Origin of the sequence: Xenorhabdus sp. TS4, from assembly GCF_014467265.1 — a bacterium.
Classification (GTDB): Bacteria; Pseudomonadota; Gammaproteobacteria; order Enterobacterales; family Enterobacteriaceae; genus Xenorhabdus; species Xenorhabdus ehlersii.
On the sequence record NZ_NKHQ01000005.1, the window covers coordinates 1 to 13121 of the forward strand.

A 13121-nucleotide genomic window follows, 5' to 3' on the forward strand; every position below is an offset into this window, starting at 1 on the left:
TTATCCTCTACCCAACAAAACACCCAAATGATAAAATCTTGTTGTGACATAGCCTTTTGTTCCTTTATTTCTCTTTGTTTGTCAACTTAAAGTTATAAAGGAGCGGCTATGTCATTTCAACTCACCATAAAAGTCGAGCATCGCGTTAAATTATGGTTGGACAATCATTGAATTCAATCATAAAACGATACATGGCAATACGTTAATATTGAATCGGTATAGTCCATTTTTTAGAAGCTGCTCGAATTACCAGCCAAAATCACTTTCTTCACGGATTCATCTGACAGAAATATTTTGCATCTTTTGATGGCAAGCTGAAATACATTGTTCAGCAAAATTTCAACAGTCAGTTTTTTGATAAAGAGGAAGAACTGGCTTAAATCTCCCGAGGTCTTGAGATTTTCAGCCAGCTCAGCGTCAAAAACTCACTTCCCAATACCAACCGGATACGACTCAAACAAATACCCATCGAAATTAGGATCATCCACATCTGATAATTCAAGTAAACTCTGTTTCACATTTTCTAAATGTTGCCACATCGTTTGTTTCGCTGCTGCGGGATCTTTTTTGATCATCGCTGCCAAAATTGCCTGATGATCATTCAACCACGCTTTACGATAGTCGGTATTGGTAATTCGGCTATGTAACTTGATCCACATAGGGTTATTCTCACGCCATGCCCAGGATTGTTTAAGCAATTCAACTAACATACTGTTATGCGTTGCCTGCGCGATGGCTAAATGAAACTCCCTGTCACCGGATTCACTTTCTCCCGAAATTAGATCTTTTTTCTCTTTTTCCAATGCGTTGCGCATATTGGCAATATCGACCGGAGTCACCTGGAGTGCTGCAAACTCAGCGATATTACTTTCCAATAATTGGCGCGCTTGTAATAACTCAAAAGGCCCTGCGGCATTAAGGGTTGTATCGCTTGAACAAGAGTGCGGCAGGCGGATGAGATAAATACCTGAGCTTTTGCGTACTTCAATGAGGTTTTCCAACTCCAGTACAATTAACGCTTCACGAATAAGAGTACGCGAAACGCTGAATTTTTCTGCAATTTCTCGTTCTGTCGGGAGACGATCACCAGGAGAATAATCCATCTCTATAATCATCTGACGTAATGATTGGGCTACTTCGTGATAGGGACGCCTGGAGTCTGCAAAGTTCATCATTTAATGCCGCCGTAAGGTAATATACTTAAATGAAACGACTAAAAATGATGTTATTCTAAGACATCAATGCCAGAAATATAACCACCTATTCTTGTTACAATAGGTGGTTTTGAGAGAAAATTATTCTACTTTACGCACTCGATTTACCATTTCGAATAACTCCGGTTGGGTTTTTGCAATATCGGCATACATGGGTTTAACCGCGTTTTGAAAGAGGGTTTTATCCACGACAATAAATTTAACCCCTTGTTTTTCTGCTTTAGCACGCTCTTCCTTTTCTGATTTTTCCCACAGTTGAATCATATATTTTGAGGAGTTTAGTGCCGCTTTTTTCACAATATCTTGTTGTTCAGTGGTTAATTTATTCAACGATTTGTTCGATATTAACAGCACATCAGGGATCATCGTATGTTCATCCAGGGAAAAGAACTTTGTCACCTCGCTATGGCGGCTTAGCGTAAAAGAAGTAATGTTGTTCTCCGCTGCATCTACAACCCCCTGTTGCAATGCGGTATAGAGTTCACCGTAAGCTAACGGCGTTGGGCTTCCTTCCAGCCCTTTCACCATCGCAATTGCCGTTGGGCTGGGTTGTACGCGAATTTTCAAACCTTTTAGGTCTTCAGGCGTTCTAATCGGTTTTTTCGCATAAAAACTGCGTGCACCCGCATCATAGTAAGTGAGACCAATAAACCCCATGTTTTGGCTTGAATCGAGGATTTCTTTACCAATATCGCTATTAATGACTTGTTGATAGTGCGCTTTATCGCGGAATAAATAGGGCAGGTTAAAAATGGAATACGCCGGAGAGAAGGCTTCTAATTCTGCCGCATTGGATTTAGCAATATCCAGAGCACCGTTTTGCATCAATTCGATAGATTCACGTTGGTTGCCCAATTGAGAATCAGAATAGATACGGATACGGACTTCCCCGTTGGTTTTTTCTTTCACTTCGTTAGCGAACTCGGTCATGGCTTTATGGACAGCATGGTCTCGGTTCTGGTTATGGCTGAGTTTCAGGGTTGTTACGGCGAAAGCCTGGGATGTTCCCAGCATAAACATTACGCCCGCCGCTATGCCTGCTATACCTAAAACCTGTCGTTTGTTGTTCTGCATGTTTGGTTCTCCAGAGGTGAATGTAGGTTTTTATGATTTTCTGTGGACAAACCATAATCAGATCTCACTGATTGGGCAAAGGGTAAAATCCGATTGGTCGATCTGAATCGCAAAAAACAGCATAATTGGTTGACCTTTTGTGTTTGTGATCTATCTCACCCTTTTTCAGGGAGTTATTTCAACGTTTTTAGTACGATCAGTATAGATTCTAATTCCTGTGTGGATTTTAATTGGTAAACCAAAATGACAGGAATCGGATAAATGAAAAACCTTGTAGCGATGACCAATAAAAGTTTGGCATTTTTTACCATCTGCCTGCTGGCCTTTCTGGTTTTATGTGTGTCGTGGCAGGTCATTTCACGTTATGTCTTAGATGCACCGAGCACGGAGACCGATGAGTTAGCACGTTATCTGTTTATGTGGGTCGCAATGATTGGCGCTGCCTATACCACCGGACAGCATCGTCATCTTGCTATCGATCTGCTGATGATGAAATTAACCGGAGTCAAGAAAAGTATTATCGGCCTGATTATTCAGGCAACAATTATTTTATTTTCTTCCATTGTGCTGCTTTATGGTGGCAGCCTGCTTGTTTCATCGACATTGGAAAATGGTCAAATCACACCGGTATTAGGCTGGAAGATGGGATACATCTATTTATGTTTGCCGATTAGCGGATTATTGATGATTTTCTATGCGCTCGTTGATGTGATCTCGATTGTTCAGCATTTTTCTGGTCAACCACCCGTTGTGCCTGAAAATTATTAAATTGTGGAGGTTAGAGTATGGATTGGTCTACCATTGCCGCACTCTTTGGCACATTTGCAATATTATTGGCATTGAGTGTTCCCGTTTCTTTTGCAATCGGCTTATCTTCGTTAGTCGCTATTACGATGACATTGCCGCTGGAATCTGCAATCACGGTTGTTGCACAACGTATGGCTGCGGGTGTTGATAATTTCTCTTTATTGGCGATCCCGTTTTTTATCCTGGCCGGAAATATTATGAACCAGGGCGGGATAGCAGCGCGTTTGATCAATCTGGCTAAAATGATTGGCGGTCGTTTGCCGGGATCATTAATGCACGTCAATATTATGGCGAACATGCTGTTTGGGGCAATTTCAGGCTCGGCAGTGGCGTCCGCGGCTGCGGTCGGGGGGACAATGGCGCCGATGCAGCGAAAAGAAGGGTACGACCCTGAGTTATCTGCTGCCGTGAACATCGCTTCTTGCCCTTCAGGTTTGCTGATCCCACCCAGCAATACCTTGATTGTGTACTCGTTAGTCTCAGGAGGGACTTCTATTGCTGCCTTGTTCTTAGCGGGTTATATCCCTGGCATTATGATGGGAATTTCACTCATGATTGTGTCTGCCATTATTGCCAAGAGGAAACGTTATCCTGTTGCACCTCGGCCAACATGGAGCGAATTTTTTGCTACAGCGTGGAAAGCAATACCGTCATTAATGCTGATTGTAGTGATCATGGGCGGGATTATTGCGGGGATCTTCACAGCGACAGAAGCATCAGCCATTGCCGTTCTCTACAGTTTTATTCTCGCAGTGATTGTTTATCGTGAAGTGAGTTTCAAACAACTGCCCCAAATTATTCTTGATTCTGCGGTGACCACATCGATTGTTTTGCTGCTGATTGGCGTATCAATGGGTATGTCCTGGGCGATGGCCAATGCTGATCTGCCGTATCTGATTGCGGATGCGTTGATGACGGTTTCTGATAATCCGCTGACCATTCTGCTAGTCATTAATATCATTCTGCTGATTGTGGGGATCTTTATGGATATGACACCGGCTATTTTGATCTTCACGCCGATTTTCTTACCCGTTGCGATGAGCATGGGTATCGACCCTGTGCATTTTGGCATCATCATGACATTTAATTTGGCCATTGGGATTTGTACCCCTCCCGTCGGCAGCGCTTTATTTGTGGGTTGCTCTGTGGGGGATGTGAGTATTGATAAGGTATTGAAGCCACTGTTGCCGATGTATGTTGCGCTGATCTCGGCGCTAGCGCTGGTGACATACCTGCCGCAATTGAGTTTATGGTTACCTGAATTAGTTTTGAATTAGTTATAGGGGGGAATTATGAGACAAACTTGGCGTTGGTATGGGCCAAGAGATCCGGTTTTATTAGCGGATATCCGTCAGGCTGGAGCAACAGGGGTGGTGACGGCGCTGCACCATATTCCTAACGGTGGAATCTGGACTATCGAAGAGATAGAGCAACGTAAGGCACTGATTGAAGCTAATCAACTTGAGTGGACAGTCGTAGAGAGTGTTCCCATTCATGAAGATATCAAAACGCATACTGGGGAGTATGATCAATGGATCGAAAACTATCAACAAACCTTGCGTAACCTCGCTGCCTGCGGGATTAAAACAATATGCTACAACTTCATGCCTGTTCTGGATTGGACTCGTACTGATCTCGAATATGAATTACCTGATGGCTCAAAAGCGCTGCGTTTTGATCAAATCGAATTTGCTGTTTTTGATATCCACATTTTGCAACGCTGTGGGGCAGAAAAAGCGTATTCCGATGATGAAATTGTGCAAGCACAATCACGTTTTGTTTCAATGACAGAAGAAGAAAAACAAAAACTAACAAACACGATCATTGCTGGTCTTCCTGGTGCAGAGGAAGGCTATACCTTAGAACAATTTCGCCAACACCTAAAACGTTATACAGGCATTGATAAGGCCAAATTGCGTGAGCACTTTGCTTATTTCCTGCAAAAGATCATTCCGGTTGCGGAAGAACTTGGTATCAAAATGGCTGTTCATCCTGATGATCCACCTCGTGAGATCTTAGGCTTGCCACGCATTGTTTCTACGATAGAGGATATGCATTGGATAGCCGAAACGGTAGACAGTAATGCCAATGGTTATACGATGTGCACCGGATCTTACGGTGTGCGGGCGGATAATGATTTGGTGCAGATGATCAAAGCATTTGGTCCCCGTATCTATTTTCTCCACTTGCGTTCAACCGTGCGTGAGGAGAACCCATCCACGTTCCACGAAGCGGCGCATCTTGCCGGTGATGTGGATATGTATGAAGTGATCAAAGCGGTTGCCGAAGAAGAACATCGCCGATTGGCAGCGGGTGAAAATCACCTGATTCCAATGCGGCCTGATCATGGTCATCAAATACTTGATGATTTGAAAAAGAAAACGAATCCCGGCTATTCGGCAATTGGTCGCCTGAAAGGACTGGCTGAAATTCGTGGCCTTGAGTTGGGTATTCATCGTGCATTTTTCCAAAAATAATTTCTGACCTTGAACCCTACAGGGTAGTGAATGAATGTCACTCATTACCGCTTATTTGTGAGTCGATTATGGAAAAAAATCTTGTCAATGCGATAACCTCTGTTCCATGTCCACGCTGGACAACCGAACGTTTGACTTCCCGTATTGTGCATTTAGGCTGTGGTGCGTTTCATCGGGCGCATCAGGCGCTTTATACACATTATGTATTAGAACAGACAGACAGTGATTGGGGATTCTGTGAAGTTAACCTGATGCTAAATGATGCTTCACTGATTGAAAATCTGAAAAAACAATCCATGCGCTATACCGTCGCAGAAAAAGGGCAGGAAGAAATCAGATTAAAAATTATTGGCTCGATGAAAGAGGGGATGCATCCATTAATTGACGGTGTTCAGGCGATTATCGAAAAGATGGCCGATCCTGATATCGCTATCATCTCTTTGACAATCACTGAAAAAGGCTATTGTACTGATGCCGCGACCGGGCGTTTAGATCCAAATAATGAATTGATTATTAAAGATATTGCTAATCCCGCAGTGCCAAGATCAGCCATCGGCTATATCACTGCGGCATTAAAATTGCGTTTTGAACGAAGCCTCCCTGCGGTGACAATTTTGTCGTGCGATAACGTGCGGGAAAATGGACATGTTGCCCGTGAGGCCGTATTGGGTCTGGCGCGTTTGCAGGACGAAAAATTGGCACAATGGATAGAAAATCAGGTGACGTTTCCCTGCACGATGGTGGATCGTATTGTGCCGGCAGCTACACCAGAAACGTTAACTGAAATTGCCCAACGGCTGGGCGTTGAAGATCCCTGTGCCATTGCCTGCGAACCTTTCCGTCAATGGGTGATTGAAGATAACTTTGTCAATGGGCGTCCAGATTGGGATCTGGCCGGTGCACAATTTGTGGACGATGTGGTGCCATTTGAAATGATGAAATTGCGCATGTTAAATGGCGCTCATTCCTTTCTGGCTTACCTGGGTTATTTGGGTGGCTATGCCCATATCTCCGATACGATGACTAATGCCGATTATCGTCGGGCAGTGTACGCACTGATGGTGAATGAACAAGCTCCAACCCTGTCGATGCCAGAAGATATCGATTTAATGGCCTATGCGGATAAATTGATCGAACGGTTCACTAACCCAGCGTTAAAACATCAGACGTGGCAAATAGCGATGGATGGCAGCCAGAAATTGCCACAGCGCATGCTTGATTCCATTGAATGGCACCTTATGCAGGGAAATGATTATCGCCATTTAGCGCTCGGTGTGGCGGGTTGGATGCGCTATATCAGTGGCGTGGATGAACAAGGCCAGTCTATTGATGTGCGTGATCCATTAAAAGAGACCTTTGCGGCGATTTTTGCCAAATATGGTCATTCTGTTGATGTGGTGGAAGCGTTACTGGCAATTGAATCGATTTTCGGTAAAAAGTTAGTCAAAAACCGTGACTTTGTCGATAACGTCACCAAAACCTACCAGAACCTACTGAACGTTGGCAGCCGCCAAGCGGTTGCCGCCCTTTGACCATAGAGGAAATGTAATGAAAACCTTTATGTGTGAAGATTTCCTGTTAAATAATGATGTTGCCCGCCGCCTTTATCATGATTACGCGGCGTTGATGCCTATCTATGATTATCACTGTCATCTCAATCCAAAAGAGATCGCGCAAAATCGCCGTTTCCACAATCTTGGTCAAATCTGGTTGGAGGGGGATCATTATAAGTGGCGGGCGATGCGTGCGGCAGGGATTGAAGAGGCACTGATTACTGGTACTGAAAGCAGTGATTACGAAAAATACCTCGCATGGGCGAAAACGGTTCCCCTGACGATCGGCAATCCACTTTATCATTGGACACATCTGGAATTGCGACGCCCCTTTGGCATTAGCGGAAAATTATTGGGGCCTGACACCGCAGAAGCTATCTGGTATGAGGCGAATGAAAAACTCTCTCAAAGTGAATTTTCTGCCCGTGGCATTATGCAGCAAATGCAGGTACGAATGGCAGGAACAACGGATGATCCCATTGATTCTCTCGAATATCATCAACAGATTGCCAAAGATAAAGATTTCACCATCAAAGTCTTACCGAGCTGGCGTCCAGACAAAGTCTTCAAAATTGAATTACCGGGTTTTTGTGACTATCTCGAACGATTAGGAGAAGTCGCAGATGTCACCATCGGGTGTTTTGCTGATTTATTGCTGGCATTAGCGCGTCGCCTTGAACACTTTCAGGATCACGGTTGTGTGGCATCGGATCATGGAATTGAACATTTGCGTTATGCGCCAATACCTGACGAAAAAGTGTTAGATATCATTTTGCAAAAGCGCAGACAAGGGCAATCACTCAGTGAATTAGAAATCGCACAATTCACAACAGCGGTGCTGGTTTGGTTAGGTAAGCAGTATGCAAAACGCGGCTGGGTCATGCAGATGCATATTGGTGCCTTACGCAATAACAACACGCGTATGTTTAAACGGTTAGGGCCAGACAGCGGCTTTGATTCCATTGGAGATAATCCTATCGCTTACCCATTATCTCGTTTGCTGGATGAGATGGATAAAACTGATGAATTACCGAAGACCATTCTCTATTGCTTAAATCCCCGTGATAACGAAGTGATCGCAACTATGACTGGCAACTTTCAGGGCAGAAGCCTTGTGCAAGGTAGTAAAAACATCGGGGGCAAAATTCAATTTGGATCGGGCTGGTGGTTTAACGATCAAAAAGACGGTATGCAGCGTCAATTAGAGCAACTCTCCCAATTAAGCTTATTAAGCCAGTTTGTCGGTATGCTGACAGATTCACGCAGTTTCTTATCCTATACCCGCCATGAATATTTTCGGCGCATTCTCTGTAATATGCTGGGGAACGGGGTCGAAAATGGTGAAATTCCCCATGATGAAAAAATGCTGGGGCAAATAGTTCAGGATATCTGCTTCAATAATGCTGAACGTTATTTTCAGGCCATGAAGGATTAAAGGATGCAGATGCGGAAAATAGCCCTGATTGGCGAATGTATGATTGAGCTAAATGGCATCCCATTTGGTGCCATGACACAAAGCTATGGCGGTGATGTGCTGAATAGCGCGGTTTATCTGGCTCGCGCTGGGGGCGATATATTTGATGTCCATTTTGTCACGGCGATGGGAACGGACGCCTTGAGCGAAGGTATAATCTCACGCTGGCAGCAAGAGGGCATTAATACTGCGTTAGTATTGCGTGATAATGCGCATCAGTCCGGTTTATACCTGATCCAACTTGATGAAAAAGGTGAACGCACGTTTCTTTACTGGCGCAATGACTCGGCGGCACGTTATCTCTTGCGCCATCCTGATTACCCCATAGTGCGCCAGCAATTGCAGAGCATGGATGTGCTCTATCTCAGCGGGATCAGCCTGGCGGTTTCGCCCGAAGATGATCGCCAACGGCTGCTCATTGATTTAAAACAGTTATCTTATGAAGGGAAAGTGATTTTCTTTGACAGTAATTATCGTCCGGCCTTATGGGAAAACGAAGCCCAAGCCCGTGCGTGTTATCAGCAAATGTATGCCATCACTGATATTGCGTTAGTCACTGACGATGATGAAGCAAATCTCTGGGGCGATACTTCAACTGAGGAAAGTTTTCATCGTCTGAAAAGAATGGGGGTTAAACAAGCCATTATCAAAGCGGGTGAACGGGGCTGTTTTTATCGTGACTTAAGCGGTTGCAACGACACACTGCATATTAAAACTCAACCTGTTACACCTGTCGTTGATACCACTTCGGCGGGCGATGCTTTTAATGCGGGTTTTATCGCGGGGCTGTTAAATGGGAAATCTGTTCATGATTCAGCATTAATGGGGCATCAGCTCGCAGGGGTTGTGATCCAGCATAAAGGTGCGATTGTTCCGCAAGCCGCGACACAAGGGGTTATCGCCCGTTTTTTTAATTCGAACGAAATTGGAGAGAATGAAAATGCAAGAGATAATGATACGTCTGCGTCAGATTAAAATCGTGCCTGTAATAGCCATTGAAGAGACCAGAGATATCATTCCTCTTGGTCATGCATTAGCAGACAACGGCTTGCCGGTGGCTGAAATCACGTTTCGTACCGAGAGTGCCGCCGAAGCGATTAGTCTGCTGAAGGTTGAGCGGCCAGATATGCTGATCGGTGCAGGAACTGTGCTTCATCGTGAACATGTTCGTCAGGCAAAAATAGCGGGGGCAGAGTTTGTCGTCTCACCAGGGCTTAACCCAAACACCGTACAGGCGTGCCAGCAAATTGGTATCCCTATCATTCCCGGCGTGAATAATGCCAGCACAATTGAACAGGCGCTGGAATTAGGCATCGATTTTGTTAAATTCTTCCCGGCTGAACCCTCGGGTGGAATTGCGATGATTAACGCGCTACTCGCTCCATACCCACAGTTAAAGGTCATGCCAACCGGTGGGATCAGTGTTGAGAATATTCGCAATTATCTTACTATCCCACAAATTGTGGCATGTGGTGGATCATGGATGGTCAGCCCACAGTTGATCCGAGATAAGGAATGGAAGAAGGTGGGTCAATTGGTGAGGGAGGCGGTGGAGTTGGTGGAGTTGCTGTGATGGGATATGAGGTTTTGTATGCCATAATGGCACCACCTATGGTTTATCTATATAGCGAATATCCACTTGCTGCGTTGAATGCCCCAGCAGAGTAACCTCTCATCTTTATCCCTGTTTTGTGTTTTCTTACCTGCATTTTTGGGCGGGTAAGAGGCCAAATCTGCACTGAATGGATCTTTTCTGCATATAGCGGCTACTTGCGTCTCCCTATTTCACGTAATGATACCCCTTCATGATTAATCACTCTGGTGGGCATATGACAAAAGGGGAATCTTTATGCAGGGCTTAAATAATAAAGTCGCTATTGTCACCGGTGGAGCTACCAAAATTGGGGCAACCGTTGCCAGGATATTGAGTGAATATGGGGTTAAGGTCGCGATTTTTGATATTGATCAGGCAGGCGGGAAGAAAGCGGCCAGCCTGCAACCGGAATTCATCCGTTTCTGGCATGTCGATATTACTGACGACAAACAACTTTCTCAGGCAATACATGATGTTGTTGCTCATTATCACCGTCTGGATTATCTCATCAACCTTGCAGCCACTTATCTGGATAATGGTGCCGATGCTGGCCGTGAAACATGGCTGACCGCCTTGAATATTAATGTGATCAGTGCTGTTCGAGCAGCCCAATTTGTCCGGCCTTATCTCATTGCAGCGGGAGGCGGTGCCATTGTTAACTTCACCAGCATTTCTTCCTCAATTGCCCAGACAGGCCGCTGGTTATATCCCGCCTCAAAAGCCGCGTTGCTGCAAATTACCCGCAGTATGGCAATGGATTATGCGGCTGACCACATCCGCGTTAATTCTGTTTCACCAGGGTGGACTTGGTCACGGGTTATGGATGAGCTGACTCAGGGGAAGCGACAGAAAGCCGATAACGTTGCCGCAGATTACCATCTGCTTGGCCGTGTTGGTGATCCCGAAGAAATTGCGCAGGTCGTGGCATTTCTCTTATCAGATTTGGCGAGTTTTGTAACTGGTGCAGATTATGCCGTTGATGGTGGTTATTCAGCAATGGGACCAGAACAGGCGAAACCCGCTATTCCACGGTTGGCGGAATAGGTTCAGTTCCGGCAGCCAAAACAAAAGAGGAAAATACTATGCGTCGTATCGCTATCGTCGGAGGTGGCCAGGCTGGACTGCCTCTGGCCCTTGGTCTGCTAGACAAGGGCTATCAAGTCACTGTAGTCACCAACCGCACGCCTGATGATGTTCGCAATGGTCGGGTTCTGTCAAGCCAGTGCATGTTCGATGCTTCTTTACAATTTGAACGTGATTTGGGATTGAATCAGTGGGAAACGCAATGCCCGCCCGTTGAAGGAATCGGTTTCACCGTGCCACATCCCGAAATTCCCAATGACAAAGCCATTGAATGGAGTGCACGGCTCGATAAATATGCGCAAGCTGTCGATCAACGTATTAAGATGCCATTTTGGCTGGAACTATTTGCTTCTCGTGGCGGTAATCTGGAAATTAGCGATGTGGGGGTTGCTGAACTGGAACGCCAGGCTGCCAGCCATGAATTGGTCATTCTGGCGGGAGGAAAAGGGGAAATTGTAAAATTGCTGGAACGCGATGCTTCACGCTCACCATATGATACACCGCGGCGCGCACTGGCATTGACTTATGTGAATGGTATGCTGCCAACGCCTGAATATTCCCGTGTTTCTTTTAACCTGATCCCGGGTGCAGGGGAATATTTCGTTTTTCCTGCCCTGACACTAAATGGTCCCTGCGACATTATGGTTTTTGAAGGTATTCCGGGTGGCGCAATGGATGGCTGGCAAGAGGTCAGAACACCGAAGGAACATCTGGCCTATAGCAAGCAGATCCTCAAAACTTTCCTGCCGTGGGAGTCTGAACGTTGTGAGCATGTAGAGCTGACCGATGAAAATGGCATTCTGGCGGGACGTTTTGCACCAGTGGTGCGTAAGCCCGTGCTGACGTTGCCTTCTGGTCGCCAGGTTTTTGGCCTGGGGGATGCGGTAGTTACGAATGATCCGCTGACTGGACAAGGTTCAAATAATGCAACAAAAGCCTGCAAAGTCTATTACGAAGCCATTCTTGCCCGTGGTGACCAACCGTTTACGGCTGAATGGATGAACGATACGTTTGAACAATTCTGGAAATATGGTCATTACGTTGTGGAATGGACAAACAGTCTTCTTGTCCCACCAAAGCCACACGTTCTGGAATTATTAGCAGCAGCCCAGCGTCTGCCGACACTCGGCAGCACAATTGCCAATGCGTTCAACCATCCTCCGGTACTGTTCCCGTGGTGGGAAGATGCCCATGCCTGTGAAGAATACATCCATTCACAGCTCATTGAAGAAATTCGGGCATAAACGGGGGAATAACATGAGCATAAATACCCTGAATAACCAAATGCCGCTGTTTGATAGTGGATGGGGCGCGACCGAATTTGAAACGAGAGATTTGCGCACGCTTTTAGGCAAATATCCGACAGGGGTTGCCATTGTTGCAACGCGCACTGCTGAGGGGCGTAATGTGGGGTTGACCATCAACTCATTTGCTTCACTTTCACTGGAGCCGCCTTTGGTGCTCTGGAGTTTGGTTAATCATTCACCTAATCTGTCTGTGTTCCGTGATTGCGAATATTTCACCATCAGCATCCTGAGTTATGACCATCAGGAACTGGCCCTGCGTTTTGCGAGTTCACGGGTAGAAAATAAATTTCAGGGTATTCTGGTGCAGGAAACGCCCGAAGGTATCCCTTCGATTGGCGGAGCGATAGCGACTCTGGTGTGTGCCAATCACCAGCAAACGCATCTTGGCGATCACTTACTGGTGATTGGTCAGGTCAAACGAATTGCCAGTATCGAAGGTAAGCCATTGGTTTTTCATGGCGGCATGTTTACCGGTCTGCATGATGTTCACGGAATATAAAAAATGATTCTGTTGGAAAACATTCAGGAGAACATGATT

At 45.6% G+C, this 13121-nt stretch carries 12 protein-coding genes; 10 read left to right on the plus strand and 2 right to left on the minus strand.

Translation table 11 applies throughout. From position 1 onward, the window contains the following. Positions 1 to 425 precede the first annotated feature (425 nt). The gene (locus tag Xets_RS03575; RefSeq protein ID WP_099132985.1) at positions 426 to 1175 is read right to left on the minus strand and encodes an FCD domain-containing protein; all 750 of its coding nucleotides are present in this window, start codon (positions 1173 to 1175) and stop codon (positions 426 to 428) included. Positions 1176 to 1295: 120 nt separating this feature from the next. Beyond that, the gene (locus tag Xets_RS03580; RefSeq protein ID WP_099132986.1) at positions 1296 to 2288 is read right to left on the minus strand and encodes a TRAP transporter substrate-binding protein; all 993 of its coding nucleotides are present in this window, start codon (positions 2286 to 2288) and stop codon (positions 1296 to 1298) included. A 261-nt stretch (positions 2289 to 2549) separates the two neighbouring features. Between Xets_RS03580 and Xets_RS03585 the strand changes: the two genes are divergently transcribed. The 10 genes from Xets_RS03585 (at position 2550) to Xets_RS03630 (ending at position 13082) form a co-directional block, all read left to right on the plus strand. Continuing rightward, positions 2550 to 3056, plus strand: coding sequence for a TRAP transporter small permease (locus Xets_RS03585; protein WP_099132987.1), 507 nt, complete (start codon positions 2550 to 2552; stop codon positions 3054 to 3056). Positions 3057 to 3073: 17 nt separating this feature from the next. Then, complete coding sequence (locus Xets_RS03590) at positions 3074 to 4372, plus strand: TRAP transporter large permease (protein WP_099132988.1); 1299 nt, start codon at positions 3074 to 3076, stop codon at positions 4370 to 4372. Between the two features lie 15 nt (positions 4373 to 4387). After that, positions 4388 to 5572 (plus strand): mannonate dehydratase, encoded by a 1185-nt coding sequence (gene uxuA, locus Xets_RS03595; protein ID WP_187651155.1) that lies wholly within the window; start codon positions 4388 to 4390, stop codon positions 5570 to 5572. 68 nt (positions 5573 to 5640) lie between these two features. Beyond that, on the plus strand, positions 5641 to 7104 hold the full coding sequence (locus Xets_RS03600; RefSeq protein ID WP_187651156.1) for a fructuronate reductase: 1464 nt from the start codon (positions 5641 to 5643) through the stop codon (positions 7102 to 7104). Positions 7105 to 7120: 16 nt separating this feature from the next. Continuing rightward, a complete protein-coding gene (gene uxaC / locus Xets_RS03605; protein WP_187651157.1) occupies positions 7121 to 8560 on the plus strand; it encodes a glucuronate isomerase in 1440 nt (479 codons plus the stop codon). 9 nt (positions 8561 to 8569) lie between these two features. After that, on the plus strand, positions 8570 to 9574 hold the full coding sequence (locus tag Xets_RS03610; RefSeq protein ID WP_187651158.1) for a sugar kinase: 1005 nt from the start codon (positions 8570 to 8572) through the stop codon (positions 9572 to 9574). Further along, entirely contained in the window at positions 9540 to 10172 is a 633-nt protein-coding gene (locus tag Xets_RS03615; RefSeq protein ID WP_187651159.1) for a bifunctional 4-hydroxy-2-oxoglutarate aldolase/2-dehydro-3-deoxy-phosphogluconate aldolase, read from the plus strand. Before Xets_RS03610 ends, Xets_RS03615 begins: the two co-directional genes overlap by 35 nt. Positions 10173 to 10448: 276 nt before the next feature. Beyond that, a complete protein-coding gene (locus Xets_RS03620) occupies positions 10449 to 11237 on the plus strand; it encodes an SDR family oxidoreductase (RefSeq protein ID WP_099132994.1) in 789 nt (262 codons plus the stop codon). A gap of 38 nt (positions 11238 to 11275) precedes the next feature. Next, positions 11276 to 12520, plus strand: a complete 1245-nt coding sequence (locus Xets_RS03625) for a styrene monooxygenase/indole monooxygenase family protein (protein ID WP_187651160.1) — start codon at positions 11276 to 11278, stop codon at positions 12518 to 12520. Between the two features lie 13 nt (positions 12521 to 12533). Further along, positions 12534 to 13082: a flavin reductase family protein gene (locus tag Xets_RS03630; RefSeq protein WP_244208799.1), complete on the plus strand. Its 549-nt coding sequence runs from the start codon at positions 12534 to 12536 to the stop codon at positions 13080 to 13082. Positions 13083 to 13121: the final 39 nt, after the last annotated feature.